Source organism: Rhodococcus sp. B10, assembly GCF_011770055.1.
GTDB lineage: Bacteria > Actinomycetota > Actinomycetes > Mycobacteriales > Mycobacteriaceae > Rhodococcoides > Rhodococcoides kyotonensis_B.
In genome coordinates this window covers 21,257-44,809 of the sequence record NZ_JAAFYV010000025.1, presented here as the reverse complement: position 1 = coordinate 44,809, position 23,553 = coordinate 21,257, and the positions used below count along the sequence as shown (strand labels likewise).

Below are 23,553 nucleotides of genomic sequence, written 5' to 3'. Positions count from 1 at the left end.
CGTCGAACTCCGTAGAAGACCAGACTCTTTCTGAATCACCGCGCGTACAAAGCGCGACCTGTTAACGAAGTGCACCATCGTTGCTAACAGGTGGGCGTTGAGGACACCGCGCGTGGCGGTGCCGGGCAACTCAGCACGAGTCGTTCGCGAATCCAGCCGCCAACGTCCGTGGGGCGAGTTGTCCGTGGGTCGAGTTGTCCGTTGGTCGAGTCTTCGACTCCGGCGCAGCTCGACTCTGTGGGCCGTAGCAAGCAGGTACTCGAACAGTGTCGGGTGAAGCAGGATGACCCCACCGTGAGACTGTAAGCACGGGTGCGGGGACAGCACTGTTCACTTATGCATACTGCGCGGTAGTCGCTGTAGGTGCGCATTGGACGTTCGACCCTTCGACCGAGTTGTGTGCGTCAGCAGGCGAAAGCGATCTCTGGTTGTGACAAACGTGCTCACACGCGCATGTCGACGGTCGCGTAATTCCCCAGGGGTAGTTGTCACGTAATTCCCCATGCCGGGAGCTGCTGAGGTGAGGATATCGGTGACGGACTCGGTTGTCAGGTGGTCTTGGCTCCGGGTCGTTTGCGGGGTCGGTAGGACGGCCCGTCCATGAGGACTTGGTGGCTGGTGTTGATGAGTCGGTCGAGGAGCGATTCGGCGACGACGGGGTTCGGGAACAGTGGGTACCAATCTTTGGGGGCTCTGTTGCTCGTCAGGATCAACGGTTTACCGGCGATCGCGCGATTGGACACGAGGTCGTAGAGATCATCGGATTGAGTGGTGGTGTGCTCACGCATCGCGAAGTCGTCGATGATGAGTACGTGCGGTCGGGTGTATTCGCGCATGCGTTGTCCGATGGTCCGGTCGGCGTGTCCGCCCGCGAGGTCGGCGAGCATGCGGGAACATTTGACGAACCGGATGTCGCCTCCGCGGCGGGCGACTTGATGGCCGAGTGCTTGTGCGACATGGGTTTTCCCGACACCGACCGTTATCAACGGGTGTTATTCCACTGTCCGTAACGTCCACGACGACGGTAGTTGGTCTTGCTCGGTCATCGTTGTTTCGGGGTTATCGGAGGGACCGCAACAACGAAGGGGATGATGTGTGTGGCATTCGGATTGGCGATTACGCCTGCTGGAGGGACCCGTACCTGGACTGTGGTCGACGCGTTCTACCGCACGGTAGTACCGATCGAGCAGTGGTTGGAAGCTCACCGGCACCTGTGGTCGCCGAACACCGTGCGTGGGTATGCAACATCGCTGGCGCAGTGGTGGTCGTTTCTGGAGCAGCGAGGCGACGAAGGCAACTGGCACAATGTGGGCGCCCCGGCAGTGACCGGATTTCTGTCCTGGTTGCGCAACGACCGCAAAGTCGAGCACAGCCTCGTCCCACCCGACTCAGCGCCGCAGGCGTCGACGTTGGAGGCCCGCCTTGCGGCGGTGGTGTCCTTCTATCGTTGGCAAGAAGCAGTATTCGGAGTTCCAGTTGCGGGAAAGTTGATGCGCGGAACGTCGCGGCGGATACCGACACGGGGTCTGCTTTCTCATCTCGTTTTTCGCGCTGCACCGCAACCATCGTCACTGGTGCGGGTGCGCGGTCATCGCGGCACTCGCCGTCCACCGATACTGTTGCCCAACCAGATTCAGGCCATCTTGGATGGATGCGCGGTGTTCGATGCCGTCACCGCAGAGTGGGAAGGGAACCTGCGAGACCGGTTTCTCTTCGCATTGCTCGCAGACACCGGTATGCGGCTCGGTGAGGCTTTGGGGTTGCGGATCGGCGACTTCGTGATGGGTCGCGGCGGGACACCGTTCGTCGAGATCGTCCCGAGAGAGGACAACACGAATGGGGCTCGAGTGAAAATGATGCGTCCGAGACGGGTTTACGTCGGCTCCGACCTCGAACGTCTTTTCGCTGACTACCTCACTTACATCGTTTGCAGGGCTGCTGAATTCGGTCTGACGTTGACCGAGGACAGTCCTCTTCTGGTGAATGTGATGCGCCCACCTCTGCTGGCTGCGCTGCGCGAAACGACGGTACGAGAGAAAGTGTCGGCGCTACGCAGACACGGCGCCGGCCCACCCGAGTGGACTCCACACTGGTTTCGGCATACGCACGCCACCGCGTTGCTTCTGGCCGGGACACCCGACTGGGTTGTATCGCGCCGACTCGGCCACGCCCACGTGCAGACCACCCTCGACCTCTACGGGTGGGTCCGAGAAGACGAGGCCTTGCGCGCTGCAGCGAACTGGGCCGCCTATGCCGGTGCGATGCAGGTAAGACGATGACCCCTCAGCGGCAGGACCCGCCCGTTGGCGTCGGCATCGGTATCGACCCGATCTGGCGACTACATGACGCACTGCCGCCGCAATGGCACGGACCGGTCCTGGGCCCCGGCATCGAGAACTGGGCAGCGATCACCGAGAATGACTGGCCTCAGCTCGATTTGAGTTCGATTCCGGATCCCTTTGCCGCGGAGTTGGCGTGGATGGCACATTGGCAGAGCGAAGACGGCACCCGTGTAGCGGTGCTTGCGATTGCGCAGTTGGCGAACGTGCTGCGCCGCGCAACAGCAGAGGGGCATCGGGTTCCGTCATCGATTCGCGAGATGGACTACGACGCTGCCGTCGCACTGCAGAGCTGGTTCTATCTCAGTAGAGGCAAGTCGGTGCCCTCTCACAAGGGACGTGCGCGGCTGCGGGTGCTGTTCGGTTTCGCCCGCCAGGCCTTGATCTCGGCGTGCCACGACGGTCCTTGGTGGCAGCTCGACGAGTGGCATCCGCGCTGCAATCCGCGGATCCCACTGACCGCGAGGGAGCCATGCGGGAACTACGGGTGTTCGCCCGGGCAGATCACCCAGCCATGGCTGCGGTCTGCAGTGAAATGGTATCTGGGCACCATGCTCGAGTCCGGCACATTGCGGTGGACCACGGTCAGCCAGGAACGAATCCTGAGCTTACGTCGGTTCGACACCTGGCTCAGTACAACACTATCCGACGCGACCGACGTCCTCGGTGACCCGGCCACCGCCGTAGAGCAGGCCGCGGCCTTTTCCCGCTGGACCGCGGATCGCCGCAATCGCGCCACCCGCCAATCCGATACCCGACACCTCGGCACACCCGTGGCGATCCGCGCCGTGAACGACGACCTGCGTGCCGTCGCCGGTCTCTTCGAGTTCATCGCGGCCAACCCCGCCGAGTCGCGCACCGTTCTGGGCCCCGGCCCCTGGCAGCACGTGACCACCACCCACGCGGACAGCTGGTTCGGCCGAGTAACCCGAATTCCACACCACCACGGGTTCAGCGACACCCACTACATCGACGACCATGCGCTCAGCCAGATCACCGCAGCTCTGCCGTTGATCGGGTTGCCCCGCGATCAACAGCTCACCCTCACACGCGGCGACGGTACCGACATCACTGTCGACGGGCTCGAGGATCCGCAGGCCATGCGCATGATCCTGCTACAAATCCTCACCGGCCGACGTTCGAGCGAGATCCGAACGTGCGATTACGACTGCCTTTCCGCCACGGCCGATCAAAGCGCCGACGCCGACGGAACATTGTCGAGGTTCCGCTACGCTCAGAGCAAGATCGACGTTGCACCGGACACCATCCTCGTCGACCGTGAAGTAGCAGAAATCATCGCCGAACAGAAACATTGGCTGCACACTCACTATCCGAACGTCGATCACCGCTTCCTGTTCGTCCAACGCAGCGGCAACCGTCGCGGCGACAAAACCTATCCATCCGGCACATACAACTGGGTTTTGCGCACCCTCAGTTCGGTGATCCAGATCAAAGATTCCCGCGGACACCGGGTGCAACTGAGTCACACTCACCGGTTTCGTCACACCCGACTTACCCGCCTGGCCGAACTCGGTTTACCGGTTCACGTGCTCCAACGCTATGCCGGCCATGCCACCCCGACGATGACCATGCACTACATCGCGGCCCGCGACGAACACGCCGAACAAGCATTTCTCGCGACCACGAAACTCCGCGCCGACGGCACGCGCATCGCATTGTCCAGCGACGACCACGACAGCCTGCATCTGTTCCGCAGTGCCGACCGAATCCTCCCGAACGGCTGGTGCATGCTTCCTCCACTGCAGACATGCGGAAAAGGCAACGCATGCCTGACATGCTCGGTCTTCGTCACAGACATCACTCACAGCAGCGTCCTCAAACGTCAGCTTCACGAGACCACAGAGATCATCGACAGAGCCACAACAGAATTCGAACAGAAACACGGCCAACCTATGCCCTCGGACAACGTCTGGCTCAACCTCCGCCGCGCCGAACACACCGCCCTTACAGACCTCCTAGATACCCTCGAACGCACACCCGAGAATCCACTCGACGACATCACCCCGCCGTGCAACCGCTCCACTGCCGGGCCGATCGCACTAACTCTCGAGCCGATCAAAGACCGCAGAGGCACACCATGACCGACACCCGAGAACGCCGCATCGCCGTCCTCACTGCCGCCGCGAAGGCCAAATCTCAGCGCGCCGCACACGCTGCCGATCAAGCAATCAGATCCCTGGTCAAACGCGGTGAACCCATCACATTTCAGTCCGTGCAACGAGAGGCCGGCCGTCTCGCACGCCTTCCTTTACAAGCACTCCGAGCTTCGCCGACGCATCGAATACCTACGCGGGAAGCACCTCTCAACGACAACCGCACGCCCCATCGCCACCGACGAGAACCCGCTGGTCATCACGCTTACACAACAGATGACTGAACTCAAGAAACGTCACCGACAGCAAACCCAAGCTCTGCGCGACGCGCTCGAACAAGCCCACGGCGAAAACCTCGACCTACGACGCGAAAGGGCCCGCCGCGGCAACACCCAACACACTGCTGAATCAATCGAAACGACAACCTGACCCGCACACGAACCACCGTTCTGACCCAACCCATAGATAACACCCGGTCCGTAGAGGATGACCGATTCACGGGAGTGTCCGATTAACGGTGGATCCGATCTCGGCGTCGGTTAGTTACCGTTCGGGGTGATGCGTCCTTCGAAGGTGATCGCGAAGGCATTGAGCGCTGGCTTCCACCTCATTGCCCATCGTGCCTTACCTTTCCCTGTGGGGTCCAGCGCTCGAGTCGCCAGATACAAGCACTTAAGCGCCGCCTGCTCGGTCGGAAAGTGCCCACGAGCACGCACAGCACGCCTGTATCGGGCGTTGACGGACTCGATCGCGTTCGTCGAGCAGATCACCCTCCTGATCTCCACGTCGTAGTCCAGGAACGGAACGAACTCACTCCACGCGTTATCCCACATCCTGATGATCGCCGGATACTGCTCACCCCATTTCTTCCTGAACTCGGTGAACCGTTCCTTCGCCGCCGACTCCGAAGGCGCGGTGTAGACCGGCCGCAGATCACGCGCCATCTCATCCCAGTATTTCCGTGACGCGAACCGAAAGGTGTTGCGTATCAGATGAATAATGCATGTCTGCACCACCGCCAGCTCCCAGACCGTGTTGATCGCGTCCGGCAATCCCTTCAGTCCGTCGCACACCACGATGCACACATCGGCAACGCCTCGGTTCTTGATCTCGGTGAGCACCGAAAGCCAGAACTTCGCGCCCTCACCACCGTCGCCGGCCCAGATCCCCAAGATGTCGCGTTCACCGCCCACGGTGACACCGATCGCGACATACATCGGCCTGTTCGTGACCTGCCCGTCCCGGACCTTGACGTGCACAGCGTCGATGAACATCACCGGGTACACCCGTTCGAGGGGCCGGTTCTGCCACTCGGTCATCTCCCCGACGACTTTGTCGGTGATGCGGGAGATGGTGTCCTTCGATACCGTCGCACCGTAGATGTCCTGGAAATGCGCGGACACCTCACCGGTCGTTAATCCCTTTGCAGTGAGCGACAATACGATCTCGTCGATACCCGTCAGACGGCGTTGACGTTTCTTGACGATCTGCGGCGCAAACGAGGAGTCGATGTCGCGGGGAACATCGATTTCCACCGGCCCGATCTCGGTGAGCACCGTCTTCGAACGGGTACCGTTTCGAGAATTCCCGCTGCCGCGGCCGGCAGCGTCGTGTCTCTCATAGCCGAGGTGCTCGGTCATCTCAGCATCCAGTGCGGTCTCGAGGACGTTTTTCGTGAGCTGATTGAGCAGCCCGTTCGGGCCCATCAACTCCACGCCCTGCTCCTTGGCTTGAGCCAGGAGCTGCTCGGCCAACTGCTTCTGATCCACCTCGTCCGCCATGGGCTCCAGTGTTTCGGTCATCGTCGATCCTTCCTGCCAAGCTCAGCTCGGCGTGTCGAACCAAGACCGGATCAACCGTTTATCTGACAGTCCCCGATTCACCGGCGTCGAGCCAGCGTAGCGCGGCGAGGTCGCGGAGCATCGCGGCGGGGAGTTTCGGGCTGACGGTGAAGTCGAAGTCTTCGAAGGTATTGGCTTGTTCGAACTTGGCTCGGCGGACTCGTCTGGTCAGGGCGGCTGATTCGCGGCGGGCGATTTCGTCTTCGCAGAGCACTTGCAGGAATTCGAGGTGCCCGAGTTGCCCGTCGCGGGTTTGCGCCAATCTGGCGTCGAGGGTGTCGAGCATCCCGGTGAGTTTGAGGGTCTTCAGCGCGGTTCTCAGAGAAGGGTCGTGAATGGTCATGGTGTCCTCGCTATCGAAGGTCGTTCGTAGACGGTGCGTTCGGGATTTCGTCGCGTCATGCTGAACGTTCGGTGTCGAACGCGTCGGGGCCGCGGAGCATCGCCGGCGGCAGCGGAACCGACGGTTGGTCGTCGGGGTGCTCTCCGTGTTCGTTTCCTGCGACGAGGAGTCCTTTGATGGTGCGGTAGTGCACGTCGTCGAGTTCGAGCGCTCTGGTGCAGGCGGCGTCGAGGCGGGTGTCGTCGTATTTCTCGCGGAGTCGAATGATGGCTTGGATGGCCCAGAGTCGGTGGATAGCGTTGACGGAGGACAGTTCGTCGATCACTTGTGTTGCGCCGGAACCGATTTGTTCGGCTTGCGCTCGGCACCAGGTGACACTGCGCAGGGTGTGTGCGACTTTCTGCGGAGGGTAGTGCTCGAGGTTCGTGGACCGCCCGCTCAGGTGCAGGACGTGAGTCGCGGCGACGGCATCGTCGTGAAATACCTGGACGATGTCCCCGGCGGTGCGGATGATGACTTTTTGTCCGAGCAGGCGCCAGGGCACTGAGTAGAACGCTTTGCCGGCTTTGACGTGGCAGTCCGGAGCGACGGTGCCGACCGAGTAGTGCACGGCCTCGAACGGTCGGGCGGGGAGCGGTGCGAGGGCGGATCGTTCGACGGCCTCGAACATCGCCGAGGGTGATACGCCGTCGAGTCCGCGGTGCTGGTGACGCCCGTATACCTCTGTGGACCAATGCAATGCCGCGCTCTGCATCTGTGCGAGTGAGGTGAACTCGCTTCCGGCCCAGAAGGAGTCTCGAATGTAAGGCATGGGACGTTCGACGCGGGGTTTGTCTTTGGGTTTGCGGGCTCGGGCGGGATCGATGAGAGTGCCGTAGAAGCTCGCCAACTCCTGGTAGGCGGGGTTGATCATCGGGTCGTAGAGGTCGGGTCGCTGCACACCGGTTTTGAGGTTGTCGCAGACCATCCGTGCCGGGACGCCGCCGAAGAACTCGAACGCCGCGACGTGGGAGGCGTTCCACGATGCTTGATCCATCCGGAAGACGGGTTGGACGAACATTTTGCGGGAGCAGGACAGGATCATCACGAACGCCCACACGGTGATGCGGCGGCCAAGGCTCGGGTCGAACCACATGCCGAGTTTGCCGTAGTCGATCTGCGCTTCGCTGCCCGGTTCGACGCTGCCGCGTGGCACGGTCACTTTCTCTTCGAGACGTTGTTCGGCGAATGTTGTTGCGATGTAACGTCGGACGGTCGATTCAGACACATCGACACGGTGGTCGTCGCGGAGCCGCTGGGCGATGGTGGCGACGGTGACAGGGACGTCGAGCTGGCTGGTAATCCAGTCGTGGTGCGGTGCGATCTGCTCCCATGTGAGCGCGCGGGCCGCCGGGTCGGTGAGTGCGGGGAACCAGCGGTCGATCCGCTCGCGCCAGAGTTGTTCGTCGAACACCTCCTTCGGCGCTGGTTCGATGTCTTCGGCGACCGCTGATTGGAGGTATTTGCGGATGGTTTTGCGGTCGAGTCCCAGTGCTTCGGAGATATCGACCTGGGATCGGCCGGCGTTCCAGTGTCGGAACATCTCGATGAGATCGTTCACGGTGAATGACTTCCTTGCCACCTCAGGCCCCTTCCACGAGCCCTTGGCAGGACCTCGTGTCAGGAGCGAACCTGAGCAGCACCCCAACCCCGCACCGACACGCCCCAGGGTGGGGAATTACGTGACAGCGGGTGAGGAATTACGTGACGGACAACCCCTCAAGCCTGGGGAATTACGTGACCGCTGACACGCAGGCCGCTCCGCATCATGGCTGTACCGATTCGATCGCTCCGAGACGATGGTGCTGCTGAATTCGTGGGCCCACCGGAACGCGCACCCGAACCCTCGAATGAGCCTGCAGCCGGTACACCCACTGAATCCGAGGAGCGAGCGTCGATCGGGCTCAGTATTCGTCTCACCGCGCGCAGTTCAACCGACTCGTCCACGCCGGGACCCACCCCTCCTTCGGAGCTCGATCGCCGAGCCGCACGATCGCTCGACATGCGCGACCTCATTCAGAGCGGCCTGGCCGTCCTGTAGTCCGAGTGAGCTGAGATTTTCGCTCCTGCCATCGTCTGCGACCATCCATCGCCTGCGACGCCCGGCACATGAATTTGCACGTCTGTCAGCAACAGCTGGGTCCGACGAGAGAGGAGCGTGATGCAGGCATGCTTCGCGGTTTCCGGTGTTGACAGTCACACTCATACCGTATTACGGTCTTCTCGTATTACGGAAGGAATTCACATGGCTGACACATTGGCGTGGCACCGGGGCGGAACCGAGAAGCACACCATCGTTCTGATCGATGGCCCGAACATGCCGAACCTGGGCAAACGCAACAAGAGGGTCTACGGGCCGATCTCGTCGATCGACTCACTGCACGACTACGTGAAGAAGATAGGTGCTGGCCTTGGTGTCGAGGTCGAGACGTTCACCTCGAATTACGAAGGTGCGATCCTCGATTTCGTCCACGAGTCCTCCGACCGCGCCTCCGGTTATTTGCTCAATCCGGCAGGTCTGACCACGACCGGCGAACCCACCCGGCACGCTCTCGAGGAGACGAAGAAGCCGTTCGTCGAGATTCATTTCTCCAATATTTCTGCGCCTCCGTGGTCCGGTCGTGGACTACCCGGCGGTCCGTGGCAGTCGAATTTCACGCGTACCGCGACCGGCATGTCGATGGGGTTGCGTGAGCACAGTTACCTGGGCGCGATCATCGCATTGGTGTCTGCCCTCGATGACGAAAACTTCCTCGGGCAGAATTCACCGTTGTGAGCATCACCGGTCGGCCCTCGCTTCCTTCTCGAGTAGCAGCACCGCTGCGTCTGCAGGTGGTCGAGTTGCTTCGCGAGGCTTTGGCGTCGGGGGAGTACGGCCCGGGTCAACGGCTGGGAGAACGCGAACTGTGTGAACGGTTCGATGTCAGTAGGACTGTCGTTCGCGAAGCCTTGCGCCATCTCGAAGCTGAGGGTTTGGTCCAGATGGTCGCCAATCAAGGGCCGATCGTGGCGACCTTGACGGCGAGCGAGGCAGCTGCGTTGTTCGAAGTGCGAGGGGCTCTCGAGGCCTTGGCGGGGCAGTCCTTTGCTGTCCGCGGCACACCGAAGCAGAAGCGCATGCTGGCGTCTTCTCTGCAGGATGTGGAAGAAGCCATGGAAACAGGCGAACTTGCAGATGTACTGGTCAGCAAGGACGAGTTCTACGCGGTTCTGATGGCCGGCGCTGGAAACGAGTTCGTCTCGACAATGCTGCGGACGATCCACGCACGGGTTCAACAACTGAGACATCTTTCGCTCGGGGCACCTGGTCGACACGTCGACACCATCCGTGAGCTACGAGCGATCGTGTCCGCAATCGAGGACGGCGACGCCGAAGCGGCCCGAATCGCCTGTGTCGAACATGTCCAGCAGGCCTCCAATGTGGCTCTCGCACGTTTGGCAGCCGGCGCACAGGTTTAAACAGCCGAGTAACAACACCCCTGCCGACCACACATCGGCTCTATTCAGCATGCCCATAATCCCGCATGCCCCGACAAGGACCCGAACATGCAGAACAACATCTCTGCGACGAACTCCCCGTTTCTCGGCGAGGAATGGCAGACGAACTGGCAACACGCACTCTCCCGATCTCGCGAAGTCGAACTCGTCGGTCGATGGACTTCGATCACCCTCGTCCTCAAATGTGACGAACGAACCCTGACCTGCCGCTTCGTCGACGGGGTACTGACAGGGAGAACCGACGTCGAAGACGGCGGTCGGGACGCAATCGTCCTTCGCGGGTCCTCTCGCGCATGGGGGATGTTCCTCCTGCCTACTCCTCCACCTCTACACAACGATGTCTTGGCATTGGACCGTCGGCAAGACGATTTCGCCGTCGAATCGGGGCGACACACACTCATTCAGAACTTGCGGTTCGTCCAACTCGTTCTCGCGCTCGCCAGGACAGCGGTGCAGAAGGTAGGAAACGATGCCTGACTACGAGCACAATCCCTATGTCGAAGAAGTTGTCGGTCGATACATCACGCTCTCCATCGACGGTGTCGACAATCGCGTGTACTTCGAAGAATCCGGCTCGGGAACCCCCTTGGTATGCCTACACACCGCGGGTTCCGATTCCAGGCAGTACCGTCACCTCCTCGCCGACGAGGCAGTGACCGAACGTTTCAGGGTGCTGGCTTTCGATTTGCCATGGCATGGAAAGTCCCTTCCCCCGGCTGGGTGGTGGGAGCAGGAATACCTGCTTACCACGGATCGGTATATCGAGACCGTACTCGCGTTCTGCGACCGGTTGGAACTCGAAAGCCCTGTCGTGCTGGGATGTTCGATGGCAGGATCGCTTGTACTCGAGCTCGCGCGCACGCATGCGGATCGATTCACCGGCGTGATCGGACTCTCCGGAGCAAGCACCGTCAAGGGCCGGTTTCACGATTGGCCGCTCGCGCCGGACGTGAACTCCAATCAAGTTGTGCCGTCCTGGGTTTCCGGTCTCATGTCACCGACGAGCCCTGAAGAATCGCGTCGCGAAGTGTGGTGGGAGTACAGCCAGGGTGGTCCCGGTATCTACCGCGGCGACACCTACTTCTACAGCAACGACCTCGACCTACGCGGCAAAGAACACGAGATCGACACCGTGAAATGCAGTGTCCACCTGCTGACCGGTGAATACGACTATGCATGTACCGCCGATGAAACCGAGGCGACCATCGCAGCGATCCCTGGGGCGACAGGTGGCCGAATGACCGACATCGGACACTTCCCGGTCTCGGAGAACTACCCGAAGTTCCGCGAATACCTCTTGCCTGCACTGCGCGACATAGACAGTCGGCGCGCGGACTCCACCCACTGACCCACCAAAAAGAAAGGATCATCAATATGACACTGCAGCAGGACAACAACCTCGACGAGGCGCAGGACTACATCGATGACATGGCCCGCAAACGCGGATACGTGCTGCCGTACCACAAGATCATGGCCAAGCAGGACTTTCCCGCTCTCAAAGCCGCGAACGGTCTGGTCAGCGCTGCCTACCTCGATCAGCGCACCCTCGACCGCAAGACGAAAGAGCTCATCTTCATCGTGAGCCTCACGGTCATGCGAGCGTCCAAAGGCCATATCCAAGGCCACATCCGGGTCGCACTCGATCTCGGACTGACACCCACCGAAATCCTCGAAGCGATCGAGATCTCCCTGCCGGAAGCAGGCGTCGTTGCCTTCCAGGCCGGCTTCGAAGCATGGGCAGAGGTGGTAGGTGCAGAAGGGCTGGAACCGACTGTTGCCGCACACGACGGCGGCTCCAAGGACTGATCGCAGATCAACCCGTCGCTCTTTTCGGTGTCACCGCGGGGCCCTAACCGGCCCCGCGGTCCGCCGGCGTACCCGAAACCGGAAGGCCACATCATGAACCAGCACGACCCTGGCGGAGCCCCGGCTCGTAAGACCGTCGACATCAACCCCACCACGATCGACGAAACTCCCGAAGAGAAGCGTATTTGGGCAAAGGTCAGCCGGCGGATCATGCCCCTGGCGATTCTGGGCTTGTTCATCGCCTACGTCGACCGCGTCAACATCGCAGTGGTCGGATCGTCCATGCGAGAGTCCCTGCACCTGAGCCCCAGTGTCTTCGGTCTCGCAGCAGGTCTGTTCTCGCTCGGATACATTCTGTTCGAGATTCCATCGAACCTGGCCATGGACAAATTCGGCGCGAAGCTCTGGATCGCCCGTATCATGGTCACCTGGGGAGTCATCACCATGGCAACGACCTTCGTCGTCGGCGCCCACTCTCTCTACGTTGCGAGACTACTACTCGGAATCGCCGAAGCCGGCTTCTACCCCGGTCTGCTGTTCTACTTCGGCCTGTGGTTCCCCGCACGCCGCCTCGCTCGGGCCTATTCACTCTTCCAGCTCGGCATCCCGATCTCGCTCGCCTCGGGTTCAGTGCTCACAGCCCAGCTCCTTCGGCTGGACGGCGTATGGGGTGTTCACGGGTGGCAGTGGGTCTTCATCATCGAAGGAGCCGCCGCTGTGATCCTCGGAATCGTCACGCTCGTATACATGGCCAACGGTCCGAAAGACGCGAAGTGGCTCAACGACGCCGAGCGACGTGTCGTCGTCGGCGCTCTGGAAGCAGAAGCGGTCGCCGGCGGTGACCACTCCGGCGGAGGCCACTCACGCGGCGCCATGATGTCCGTCATCAAGAACCCGGCCGCGTGGTATTACACCGTCACCTTCTTCTTCATGCTCGTGGGCTTCTACGCCGTCACCTACTGACTACCCCAGATCATCCAAGAACGATTCACGGTCGGCGCCGTCCAGGCCGGGTTCATCTCGGCACTCCCATGGTGCCTGTCCGCCGCGTCGCTACTGCTGGTATCCAAGCGAGTACAACGAACCGGAAACCGCGGTCCTACATTGGCAGTCGTCCTCGTCATCTGCGCGGGAGGTCTGGCGGTGTCGGCGCTGACGGGTTCTGCCGTCATTGCCCTGATCGGTCTCTGCGTCGCGGCCTGCGTCCAGGCGGGGGTACCACTACTGATGAGCTTCCCCTCGCAGCACTTTCCTGGGGCACAAGCGGCCGTGGCCCTGGCACTCGTGAACTCGGTAGCCAACCTCGGCGGCTTCGTCGGTCCCTGGCTCCTCGGAGTTCTGCGGGAGGCGACCGGCAACAACCGAGCGGGACTGCTCATGTTGGCCGGATCCTTCGTGATCGCAGCAATCCTTGCGCTCGGCCTTGCACGCCAACTGCGTACAGCGACAACCGGTATCACGTCTTCTTCTCCATCAGACAATCGCACTACTCACTAAGGAAGCTTCGATGACACAGAGCATCTCCACCACCGAACTCGCTCTTACCAAGCTCGCTGTCCGCGAGACGGTCGAGAACTACCTCAACTACCTCGACAACCAAGATTGGAAAGGCATCGCTTCGTGCTTCACCGATGACTCGGAGAGTCATTACAACCACGAAGAACAGATTCTTCATGGCGGCAAGGGCGTTGCCGACTGGCTCCACCGTCTTCAAGCCTATTCAGGGACCGATCACGCGTTGAGCAATCTGCACATCGACATCGACGGCGAGGTCGCATTCTCCGACAGCCGCGTCATCGCCACTGTCCACTGGGGCGACAACGGAGTCGGACGGGCGTCTGCTCGAGCTATCCGATACCGAGACGAACTCGTACAGGTCGACGGTGTCTGGCGGATTCGCAAGCGCCTCCACGAGCCCAAATGGCAGTACGAGGCACTGTCGGCCCCGTTGCATCTGCGCTAGATGGGAACGCCACTGATGGACAGCAACAGCATCACGCGCACAGTCGCATCCGTCCCCCGCCAACTGTGGTTGGGCGGGGTGCAGAAACCCTCTGCCTCCGGGAAGACCTTCGAGGTGACCGACCCCTCCAATGGAGAGGTGATCGCGTCCGTGGCCGATGCGTGCGCGGAGGATGGGCTCGAGGCGCTCGCACTTGCGTCGCAGATCCAACCGGAGTGGGCCGCTACCGCACCACGAGTCCGCAGCGAAATCCTCCGTGCAGCTTTCGATCTGGTACACGAGCGAGCCGACGACTTCGCGCATGTAATGACTCTCGAGATGGGTAAAGCGCTCAGCGAGAGCTACGGCGAAGTGAACTACGGAGCAGAGTTCCTGCGATGGTTCGCCGAAGAAGCAGTCAGAATCGGGGGTAGGTACACCAGCGCACCAGCCGGCAACGGACAAATCCTGGTCACGAAGACACCCGTAGGGCCGGTACTCGCGATCACTCCCTGGAATTTCCCTCTTGCGATGGGAACCAGAAAGATCGCGCCTGCCCTGGCCGCGGGCTGCACGATCATCGTCAAGCCTGCAGAAGACACTCCACTGACAATGCAGCTACTGGGCCAAGTATTCGCCGATGTAGGACTTCCGCCCGGCGTCCTGTCGATCCTGCCGACCTCGACGGCGCCGCCGTTGACCGGACCGCTGATGGCCGACCCTCGCTTGCGAAAAGTGACGTTCACAGGATCCACGGCGGTAGGAAAGCTCTTGGTGCGCAATGCTGCGGACAACCTCCTCCATACGTCGATGGAACTGGGTGGCAATGCACCCTTCGTGGTGTTCGCAGATGCGGACATAGACGCAGCGGTCGACGGTGCAATGGCCGCTAAGATGCGCAACGGGGGACAGGCATGCACGGCAGCGAACCGACTACACGTCGACAATGCGGTCATCGACGAATTCACGGACAAGCTCACCTCACGGATTGCCGCTTTGCGCATCGGACCCGGACTGGACGCGGACACCGATCTCGGTCCACTCATCAACGAACGCCAACGCACGGTGGTGGCGCGCCTCGTCGACGATGCGGTGCGCAAGGGTGCACGCGTACGAACCGGGGGCAGCGCTCCGGTCGGCCCAGGCTCGTTCTTCGAACCGACTGTCCTCGACCGAGTCCCCTCGGACGCGCTATTGCTTCGCGAAGAGATCTTCGGGCCGGTGGCCGCTGTAATCGGGTTCGACACCGAGGAGGAAGGAGTCGCTGCAGCGAACGACACCGAGTTCGGGTTGGCTTCGTACTTCTATACGCGAGACAGTGCGCGTGCTGCGCGGGTGGCCAACGAACTCAACTCGGGGATGGTCGGTGTCAATCGAGGAATCATCTCTGATGCTGCTGCACCCTTCGGTGGTGTGAATCAATCCGGATACGGCCGTGAAGGTGGCACCGAAGGCATCGAAGAGTACCTCGACACCAAGTACGTCGCCTCATAGTGCGTATACTTCGACGCGAATGTCGGACTGTGACTCCACATTTGCGTCGAACGTGGTCTCGTGTCAGCCCCTGGTGATTGCTGACACGAGACCACCACCACCTTGCATCGGTAGGCCTGTCTACGGCAGAGCTAGGCTGACGACGACCACACGAATTCAGCGAAGGGTCGCATGTGAACATCGATCGTCTCGACCATCTCGTCCTCACCGTCGCAGATATCGGCGCCTCGATAGATTTCTATGTTCGTGTCCTCGGGATGCGCGAAGAGACATTTCGAGAAGGCCGAAAAGCGTTGACGTTCGGTGCCAGCAAGATCAACCTGCACGAGGCGGGACACGAGTTCGAGCCCAAAGCGCACAAGCCGACGCCCGGCAGTGCCGACCTGTGTTTCGTGGTCACTGAATCGATCACCGACGTCGCTGCAGAGTTGAAGGACCACGGCATTGCGGTCGAAGACGGTCCGGTTGAACGAACCGGCGCAAGGGGGTCGATTCTGAGCGTCTACATCCGCGACCCGGACAATAACCTCATCGAACTTTCCAACTACCGGTAAGTCGAACTACCAACCTTCAGCAGCGACAGCGACGTGCCTCGCCGTAGGTCGTGCTGTCCTCAGCCTCATTCGCTATTCAAGAACGGCTCGGCTGCTGCAGTGCAGTCGGGCAGAAGTGACTAGTCGCGCTCGCAAAAAGCGTGAGCTTGTCTTGGATTTTGATCGGGGCATGCACGGTGATTCTGCATATATGCCACCTCAGCAGCAGTTGTAGCTCCCGACCACGAGATTGACCCTAACAGCGGAACGTTCGACGAGGAACGCAATGCAAGCGGATCGAGGTGCTCGCATACTGTCGACTGTCTGGCGACCAGCGACCTGGCTATTGCCCACCCGCCGATGCATTTCGCGGCGCAGAGAGCGCCGTCGAGGTGAACATGGGGTGATGGGTCCACCGATGGGACCCGTCCCTGCAAGTGGCGTGGGGACCCCGTGCGGACACCCCAGGGTCGGCTACATCGTGGCCACAGTTCGCTGGCGATCCGAACGAAACCATGGCCTAGCCCACGCTATCCATGTAGAATATTTTCTACAAAGAATTGTTAAGACTCGTACATTGCGTCATCGACGACGGTGCGTGGACCGAGTCAGGAAGAGCGTGTAATGACTCAGAACAACACAGCCGAATCGATCGAACTCGCGCGATACGTCGACGGATGGACCCCCGAGCCTGTCGAAACGACGGACCGCGTGCACCTCGAACGAGTGATCCAGCTCGCCCGGACGTTGGACTTCGACGAAGCGCGATTCGCCGACGGAATTGTCCCGATCCTCGGTCACTGGACGGCATTTCAGGATTGGCCTGCTACCTCGGAGCTCGGATTGGATGGGCATCCCGCGGCCGGGCACTTTTATCCTCCGATTCCCGATCGACGCCGCATGTTCGCCGGTTCAACCGTGACATCACACAGCCATTTGCACGTCGATACCGAGACCGCCCGCCGTTCCTCCGTCGAGTCCGTCACCCCGAAACGTGGCGGCACCGGTGAGATGCTGTTTGTCGTCGTGCGCCACGATTTCGAGCAGAACGGCCGCCTGTGCCGCACCGAACAGCAACAGATCGTCTACCGAAGCGACAGCGGCGGACCGACCAGGACGTTCGAACAGGCAACAAAGCAGGTCGAACCTCAGGCCGACTCCACCTGGGCGACAACGCGCTCGGTGGCCACCCCGACGTTGTTCCGCTACAGCGCGCTTACAGCCAACGCTCACCGAATTCACTACGACGCACCGTACGCAACCGGCGTAGAGGGGTATCCGGGCCTCGTCGTGCACGGCCCACTCCTCGCAACGCTGATGGCAGACCTTGTGGGCCGCGCATGGGGCGACGCGGAGGTCGGAGAGTTCTCCTTCCGTCTCAAACATCCTCTCTTCGCCGACGACCTGTTCGTCGTCGAAGGATCGGTCGACGACGCCGCGCAGTCCGCCGCCCTGTCGGTCACGGGTTCGGTGGCCACCGCGGCAACAGCCAAGGCAGTGCGGCGATGACCTCCACCATCGCGCAGCGAGCAGCGGTAGCGCGCACCTTCCTCTTCGTGCCGGGAACTAGACCAGAACGCTTCGACAGAGCGGCCACATCGGGTGCGGACGTAGTCATCATCGACCTCGAAGATGCTGTCGCAGGCGGCGACAAAGACATCGCGCGAACCACTGTCGTCGAGTGGCTACGCGGCGGGGGGAACGCGGTGGTACGGGTCAACGCGCGTACCTCTCCACACTGGACAGCGGACATCGCGGCCATAATCGCAACGGGGTCAGCGATCATGGTCCCCAAGGCCGACGATCCGCAGGTCTTGGCGGAAGTCGCGCAAAACGTACCGGTAGTCGCACTCGTCGAAACCGCACGGGGGTTACTTGCAGCGTCCGAGCTCTCCTCAGTACCGGGTGTAGTGCGCACTGCCCTCGGACACATCGACCTGGCAGCCGAACTGGGTGTCGACCCCGACCATCGCGAGGCGCTTCTCGCGGCACGGTCGTCTCTCGTGATTGCCGCGGCCGCCGCCGGTATCAACTCACCAGTAGACGGGGTGACGACCGACTTGAGCGATCCGAAGGTGCTCGAAGCGGATGTGCTGTACGGAAAATCGTTGGGGTTCAGCGGCAAACTGTGTATACATCCAGCACAGATCGGTCCAGCGAAGACTGCTTTGACCCCGACGTCAGAAGAGGTTGCGTGGGCCGAGAAGATAACGGCGTCTCTGTCCTCGGACGGCGGGGTCGCGAGTGTGGACGGACATATGGTCGATCCACCTGTAGTCGCTCGCGCCGCCCGGATCCTGGCGACAGCAAGATAACAGTGCCCGGGGAGTACCGAGAGCTCGTTCGTGTCACGGGCGGGGCGCAGGTAGAGCTTCAAGTGACCGGACTTGGTCCGCCCCTGCTTCTGCTGTCGGGCCAGGCAAACAACCATCACTGGTGGGACCGAGTGCGCTCGCTCTACTCCACGGTCTATACCGTCGTGACTCTCGACTACCGGGGGACAGGGCACAGCACACTGGGGGCGCGTCCGTTTACCACGAGAACTCTTGCGCAGGACGCCGTTCGGTGTCTCGACGCAGTGGGGATATCCAGGTGTCACGTATTCGGAACGTCTATGGGGGGACGAGTTGCGCAATGGCTCGCCATCGATGCACCGCACCGCGTCGACCGACTCGTATTGGGATGCACGACGCCCGGAGGACCCCACGCCGTCGAGCGATCGGACGCCGTTCGGTTATCGCTGATCGCGGATTCGTCCGTCACACGTGGGGTCTTGACGTCGCTGATGTACACCGACCGATATGTAGCCGGCGTCCCGCCGCCGTACGTCACACTCGGTGACGCGGCAATGACACCCGACGCACGGGCGTGGCATATGAGGGCAAGTGGGACCCACGACGCTTGGGAGATGTTGCCGACGATTGCATCTCCTACATTGATCCTTCACGGAACCGACGACTTGCTGGCGCCTGTGACGAACAGCGAGCTAATCGCGTCGCGCATCCCGGGCGCTGCTGTTCATACTTTTCCCGGTGCGAGACACGCGTTCTTCGAGGAATGTGCGGTAGAGACCTTCGACTCGATCGTCGAATTCACAAGGGTGAGCGCGCGGCCGATTCCCGGACGCTGATCGCTACGATGCCGTCTGCGGCATGTGCATGTTCTCGACGTGCGCGGTGAGGAGGCGGCCCGCGTCGAGAATGTGCGCAGCCATGGCGCTGCGGGCGCCCTCGGAATCGCCGGCCTCCAACAGTTCGACGATGCGGCGGTGGTCGTGGGCAGATGCCTCCGGCCATCCAGGGATGGCAGCGAAGAACTTTCGAGGTGCATACCCGAGCGTCGACCCTACGAGCCACTGCAACTTGGGACTGTCCGCTAGCGCATACACCGTGCGGTGGAACGCGTGATTGAGCCGTTCCACTTCGTCGTAGTTCTTCTCGCTCGCTGCCCTCTCCAGTGAATCCTGAATCGTGTTGAGAGAACCGATCACTGACGCGTCGGCGTGTGTCGAAGCGCGCGCAGCGAGTTCGCCTGCCAGCAAAGACTGCGCGGTGAATACGTCGTCGATATCCTTCGGGTCCAAGGGGGCAACGACGAATCCTTTGCGGGGCACGACACGAAGAAAGCCTTCCGCCTGCAAGACAAGCAGGCCTTCTCGCGCTGGGGTCGCACTGATGTCGAGCTCGTCGGCCACCGATTCCGAGCGTATGAATTCGCCGGCACGGAGTTCACCCGCAAGAATCCGTTCCCTTACGTGTGCTGCGGCCTCATCGCTCAGACGCAGTCGACGTCGCGGTCGACGTTCCTCCAAGTGACTCGAACTCATGAATATAGAGTGTACTCAACGGTGGCACCAGCCACTTCGAACTGTCCAATCACCTGTGGCGACGTGCGCGGACAGCTGTGGCACCCACTGGCTTGGTTATCCCCATTCGGGAGACACTCGATCGGCCATGACGCCGACCCTGTCCCTGTTCGGCAACGATTCGAGGCAGCCGCCTTCTTGGAACAGCCGCTCGACAATCCACAGCAGCGGCGTGGGCCGACGGTGAACGCTCGGTGCCTGACGATTTCGGATTGCCCTCACCACCCCTGAGAGTTCTTGACAATTAAATATATCCAGAGCAAAATGGCCGTACATATACTCGTCGCCGGGCGTGCAGTCCGGTTCTCTCGACTCGAAGGTAGTGACGATGAGCCTCAAATTGAACGACGAAGAAACCTTCCTGGTGGAGACCGTTCGAAAGTTCGTGGACCGCGAGGTCAAGCCGACTGTGCAAGAGGTCGAGCACGCGAACGAGTACCCCGAGAAGTGGATCGAGCAGATGAAGCAGATCGGCATCTACGGCCTGGCGATCCCGGAAGAATACGGTGGTTCACCGGTCACGATGCCGTGTTATGTCCACGTGACCGAGGAACTTGCTCGCGGCTGGATGAGTCTTGCAGGAGCCATGGGCGGCCACACGGTAGTGGCCAAGCTCATAACGCTGTACGGCACCGAGGAGCAGAAGCAGAAGTACTTGCCGAAAATGGCTACAGGTGAGGTACGAGCGACGATGGCACTCACCGAGCCGGGCGGCGGATCCGACCTGCAGGCCATGTCCACGAACGCCAAGGCCGATGGCGACGATCTGATCATCAACGGTTCCAAGACGTGGATCACCAATGCGCGTCGCTCCGGTGTGATCGCGCTGCTGTGCAAGACGGACCCGTCCGCAACGCCCAGGCACAAGGGAATTTCGATCGTATTGGTCGAACACGGCCCAGGACTTACTGTTTCGCGAGATCTTCCCAAGCTCGGATACAAAGGTGTCGAAACCTGCGAGTTGTCGTTCGACAACTACCGAATCTCGTCCCAGGCGATACTCGGTGGAGAGCCCGGCGCTGGATTCGCTCAGATGATGAAGGGACTCGAGACCGGCCGCATCCAGGTTGCCTGCCGGGCCCTCGGCGTCGCAGCGGCCGCGTTGGAGGATTCACTCGCGTATGCGCAACAACGTGAAAGCTTCGGTAAGCCGATCTGGAAGCATCAGTCGGTCGGTAATTATCTTGCCAACATGGCAACAAAGCTCACCGCCGCTCGTCAACTGACACTGCATGCGGCGGAAAAGTTCGACAGCGGTGAGCGGTGTGACATGGAGGCCGGCATGGCCAAGCTGTTCGCTTCGGAAGTTGCCATGGAGATTGCTCTCGATGCGGTCCGCATTCACGGCGGATACGGTTACTCCACCGAGTACGACGTGGAGCGATACTTCCGCGACGCACCCTTGATGATCGTCGGAGAAGGTACCAACGAGATCCAACGCAATGTCATCGCGAGCCAACTCGTGTCGCGCGGAAAGCTCTGACGGAAGGCTCGGCGTTATTATCTGTCGGTCATGACTGAAACCGAACGCCCGTCCGAACCCGTCTACCGCACTGTCGCGAACAGATTGCGGAGCGAAATATCTGCGGGGGTATACAAGGACGGCGTTCGGCTTCCCACCGAGGCGGAACTAGCTGCGGAGTACGGTGCAAGCCGTCAGACAATTCGTAGGGCATTCCACGACCTCGTCGCCGAGGGCATCGTCGATAGGGTGCCCGGCCGGGGGACATTTGCAGCCGAGCAGACGGGCCGGTACCACCGAAAACTGGGATCCTAATCTTCGCTGTTGGGGCGTGTTCCTCCAGGTCTTCAATCCTGCTCACTTTGCCGGCAGGGCTGCCTTTCTCGATGAGACGGACCATTTGGTGGCCAGTATCCGAGCCTCGCGGGTTCGCCCCGGCGGACGAACCATCCGGCTCCCAGGAGAACGTGCACTGGCGGATCGGCGAGATCAGCTGCGCAACGGCGTCCTCATCTCAGATCAGGTCTGGCATCGCATCCGCCCCTGGAGCGTGCGACTCGGTCTTCCTGTTCCTCGCTCACTGGGTTGATCGATTCCAACTGTCGGCGGTTCGTAGCCACGCGCTTGCGGTCCCACACGATCGGATGCACGGCGGCGGCATCCCCCGGCCGACGCCGGTGACAGCGCTACCGCGATCAGGGCACGGGCTAGACAGGAAAAATACGATCGCCCTGCTGACCGTGGTGGTTCACCACGGTCAGCAGAGATGGTTCAGGCCTTCAGGGCCGGGATTGGCCGGCTACCCGGGGTTGCGTGTTGCTCTCGCTGGTAGGAACGTTGGGGCTTCCTTCGGCTCGACGAGGGTGTGTCCGCATTCTCCCCACTCCGATGATGGCGATTCCGGTGACAACTGCAATGAACAGGAACCCAGCTGCCGGATCACCGGTGCGTTCTTCGACGGCGCCCAGCACCGCGGGTGCGACGAAACCGCCGAGGTTGCCGATGGAGTTGATAAGGGCGAGTCCCGGCGCGAGGAGACGGATATCGAGGTAGCCCTGCGGTATCACGTAGAACGATCCTGCTGCTACCTTGAATCCGATTGTCGCGATGCATAATCCGACGATGGCAACGATCGGCGACGCCATCGCGGTTATCAGCGCTCCTAGGGCTGCGGCTACGAAGCCGGCGGCAAGGACTGTGCGGCGAAGCCCTGTGCGATCGGAGATGCGGGCGGCCACGAATACGGCGACGCCCGCAAGAGCATAGGGGAGTGCCGAGATGAACCCGATTTGGAGTTCGCCGAGCCCATCGATCGATCGGACGACCGATGGCAGCCAGAACGTGACGCCGTAATTGGCGACCTGCGCTGCGAACATCATTGTACAGAACAGGGTGATCTGTGGATCGAGAAGCATTCGCCAGCGCGAGGGTGCCTCGGTGATGCCGGAGGCCGCTCTCTTGGCTGCGGATTCACGCGCCAGCTCCTGCGCGATGGCGTTCTTCTCGGGTTGCGTCAGCCATTTCGCGTCGGCAGGCTTGGAGACGAGGAAGAACCAGATGACGAAACCGACGACGACGGACGCGCCACCCTCGACCAAGAACATCCATTGCCACCCCATCAACCCGGCGACCGAGGTCATGCTCAAGAACACCCCGGACAACGGAGCTGCGATCACTGCGCCGACGATCGACCCGATGTACAGGCTGGAGTTCGCGCGTCCGCGATAGCGGTCGGGGAACCAGTACGTGAAGTAGAGCAGCACGCCTGCGAAGAATCCTGCCTCGGCCACGCCGAGCAGGAGCCGGAGTGCGTAGAACATTGCGGTGTTCTGCACGAACATCATTGATGCGGAGACCAGTCCCCACGTGATCATGATGCGGGTGAGCCAGGCTTTCGCGCCGAACTTTTCCATCAATGCGTTGCTCGGGACTTCGAATATCGCGTAGGTGATGAAGAACAGGCCTGCGCCGACGCCGTACGCGGCGGCGGTGATACCTGCGTGTACCTCGAGTTCGTGCTTGGCAAAGCCGATGTTGACACGATCGATGTAGTTGAGAACGAACATGATCATGATCAGTGGAACGATTCTGGTGAACGCTTTCTTCAGTGCACCTTCGAGAATCGGGTTCTCGGCGGTGGAAGCAATTGCCATGGTTCGGATCCTTGCGTCGGGCGAGGTGGTGTGGTGCGGAATGCACCTAGAAACCTGTCGTATATCGTGTACGACGCGGTGTGATGGCCGACACTACGATCCGAACGCTGATTCGTCAACCTCT

The 23,553-nt window shown here is 61.1% G+C and carries 19 protein-coding genes and 3 pseudogenes; 16 read left to right on the top strand and 6 right to left on the bottom strand.

All coding sequences use genetic code 11. The features are described 5' to 3' along the window. Positions 1–548 precede the first annotated feature (548 nt). Positions 549–977, bottom strand: a pseudogene (locus tag RhoFasB10_RS17130) (ATP-binding protein); the annotation flags it as partial. A gap of 120 nt (positions 978–1,097) precedes the next feature. On the opposite strand from RhoFasB10_RS17130, the gene RhoFasB10_RS17125 reads away from it, so the two are divergent. Further along, complete coding sequence (locus tag RhoFasB10_RS17125; RefSeq protein WP_167677526.1) at positions 1,098–2,279, top strand: tyrosine-type recombinase/integrase; 1,182 nt, start codon at positions 1,098–1,100, stop codon at positions 2,277–2,279. Beyond that, positions 2,276–4,441, top strand: coding sequence for a tyrosine-type recombinase/integrase (locus RhoFasB10_RS17120; RefSeq protein WP_167677524.1), 2,166 nt, complete (start codon positions 2,276–2,278; stop codon positions 4,439–4,441). The genes RhoFasB10_RS17125 and RhoFasB10_RS17120 overlap by 4 nt, the downstream gene beginning before the upstream one ends. 551 nt (positions 4,442–4,992) lie before the next feature. Here the strand turns inward: RhoFasB10_RS17120 and RhoFasB10_RS17110 are convergent. The 3 genes and pseudogenes from RhoFasB10_RS17110 to istA form a co-directional block, all read right to left on the bottom strand. After that, positions 4,993–6,255, bottom strand: coding sequence for an IS256 family transposase (locus RhoFasB10_RS17110; RefSeq protein ID WP_167677522.1), 1,263 nt, complete (start codon positions 6,253–6,255; stop codon positions 4,993–4,995). A 73-nt stretch (positions 6,256–6,328) separates the two neighbouring features. Continuing rightward, positions 6,329–6,637 (bottom strand): annotated as a pseudogene (locus tag RhoFasB10_RS17105) (ATP-binding protein); the annotation flags it as partial. 55 nt (positions 6,638–6,692) lie between these two features. Next, positions 6,693–8,237, bottom strand: coding sequence for an IS21 family transposase (istA, locus tag RhoFasB10_RS17100; protein WP_167677520.1), 1,545 nt, complete (start codon positions 8,235–8,237; stop codon positions 6,693–6,695). Positions 8,238–8,921: 684 nt separating this feature from the next. Between istA and RhoFasB10_RS17095 the strand changes: the two genes are divergently transcribed. The 12 genes from RhoFasB10_RS17095 to RhoFasB10_RS17040 all read left to right on the top strand — a co-directional run bounded on the left by RhoFasB10_RS17095 (position 8,922) and on the right by RhoFasB10_RS17040 (position 19,079). Then, positions 8,922–9,452, top strand: a complete 531-nt coding sequence (locus RhoFasB10_RS17095) for a type II 3-dehydroquinate dehydratase (protein WP_167677518.1) — start codon at positions 8,922–8,924, stop codon at positions 9,450–9,452. Beyond that, complete coding sequence (locus RhoFasB10_RS17090) at positions 9,449–10,135, top strand: GntR family transcriptional regulator (protein ID WP_346764417.1); 687 nt, start codon at positions 9,449–9,451, stop codon at positions 10,133–10,135. The genes RhoFasB10_RS17095 and RhoFasB10_RS17090 overlap by 4 nt, the downstream gene beginning before the upstream one ends. 508 nt (positions 10,136–10,643) lie before the next feature. Next, the gene (locus RhoFasB10_RS17085; RefSeq protein ID WP_167677516.1) at positions 10,644–11,522 is read left to right on the top strand and encodes an alpha/beta hydrolase; all 879 of its coding nucleotides are present in this window, start codon (positions 10,644–10,646) and stop codon (positions 11,520–11,522) included. 26 nt (positions 11,523–11,548) lie between these two features. Beyond that, the gene (locus tag RhoFasB10_RS17080) at positions 11,549–11,980 is read left to right on the top strand and encodes a carboxymuconolactone decarboxylase family protein (RefSeq protein WP_167677515.1); all 432 of its coding nucleotides are present in this window, start codon (positions 11,549–11,551) and stop codon (positions 11,978–11,980) included. 93 nt (positions 11,981–12,073) lie between these two features. Then, positions 12,074–12,943 (top strand): MFS transporter, encoded by an 870-nt coding sequence (locus RhoFasB10_RS17075; protein WP_167677513.1) that lies wholly within the window; start codon positions 12,074–12,076, stop codon positions 12,941–12,943. Between the two features lie 9 nt (positions 12,944–12,952). After that, complete coding sequence (locus RhoFasB10_RS17070) at positions 12,953–13,477, top strand: MFS transporter (protein ID WP_346764418.1); 525 nt, start codon at positions 12,953–12,955, stop codon at positions 13,475–13,477. Between the two features lie 10 nt (positions 13,478–13,487). After that, a complete protein-coding gene (locus RhoFasB10_RS17065) occupies positions 13,488–13,943 on the top strand; it encodes a nuclear transport factor 2 family protein (protein WP_167677509.1) in 456 nt (151 codons plus the stop codon). A 15-nt stretch (positions 13,944–13,958) separates the two neighbouring features. Then, a complete protein-coding gene (locus tag RhoFasB10_RS17060) occupies positions 13,959–15,416 on the top strand; it encodes an NAD-dependent succinate-semialdehyde dehydrogenase (protein WP_167677507.1) in 1,458 nt (485 codons plus the stop codon). Positions 15,417–15,589: 173 nt separating this feature from the next. Further along, positions 15,590–15,970 carry a VOC family protein gene (locus RhoFasB10_RS17055; protein ID WP_167677505.1) on the top strand — a complete coding sequence of 127 codons (381 nt, stop codon included), beginning with the start codon at positions 15,590–15,592 and terminating at the stop codon, positions 15,968–15,970. Positions 15,971–16,573: 603 nt separating this feature from the next. After that, complete coding sequence (locus RhoFasB10_RS17050; RefSeq protein ID WP_167677503.1) at positions 16,574–17,458, top strand: MaoC/PaaZ C-terminal domain-containing protein; 885 nt, start codon at positions 16,574–16,576, stop codon at positions 17,456–17,458. Next, positions 17,455–18,264, top strand: a complete 810-nt coding sequence (locus RhoFasB10_RS17045) for a CoA ester lyase (RefSeq protein WP_167677501.1) — start codon at positions 17,455–17,457, stop codon at positions 18,262–18,264. Before RhoFasB10_RS17050 ends, RhoFasB10_RS17045 begins: the two co-directional genes overlap by 4 nt. Before the next feature lie 2 nt (positions 18,265–18,266). After that, positions 18,267–19,079, top strand: a complete 813-nt coding sequence (locus tag RhoFasB10_RS17040) for an alpha/beta hydrolase (RefSeq protein WP_167677499.1) — start codon at positions 18,267–18,269, stop codon at positions 19,077–19,079. Positions 19,080–19,082: 3 nt separating this feature from the next. Here RhoFasB10_RS17040 and RhoFasB10_RS17035 read toward each other — a convergent pair whose 3' ends face one another. Further along, positions 19,083–19,775, bottom strand: coding sequence for a GntR family transcriptional regulator (locus tag RhoFasB10_RS17035; RefSeq protein WP_167677497.1), 693 nt, complete (start codon positions 19,773–19,775; stop codon positions 19,083–19,085). A gap of 367 nt (positions 19,776–20,142) precedes the next feature. Between RhoFasB10_RS17035 and RhoFasB10_RS17030 the strand changes: the two genes are divergently transcribed. Together RhoFasB10_RS17030 and RhoFasB10_RS17025 are read left to right on the top strand one after the other, a co-directional pair. Further along, complete coding sequence (locus tag RhoFasB10_RS17030) at positions 20,143–21,297, top strand: acyl-CoA dehydrogenase family protein (protein WP_167677495.1); 1,155 nt, start codon at positions 20,143–20,145, stop codon at positions 21,295–21,297. 30 nt (positions 21,298–21,327) lie between these two features. Continuing rightward, positions 21,328–21,588: pseudogene (locus RhoFasB10_RS17025) on the top strand (winged helix-turn-helix domain-containing protein); the annotation flags it as partial. 467 nt (positions 21,589–22,055) lie between these two features. Here RhoFasB10_RS17025 and RhoFasB10_RS17015 read toward each other — a convergent pair. Continuing rightward, positions 22,056–23,429, bottom strand: coding sequence for an MFS transporter (locus RhoFasB10_RS17015; protein WP_167677489.1), 1,374 nt, complete (start codon positions 23,427–23,429; stop codon positions 22,056–22,058). Positions 23,430–23,553: the final 124 nt, after the last annotated feature.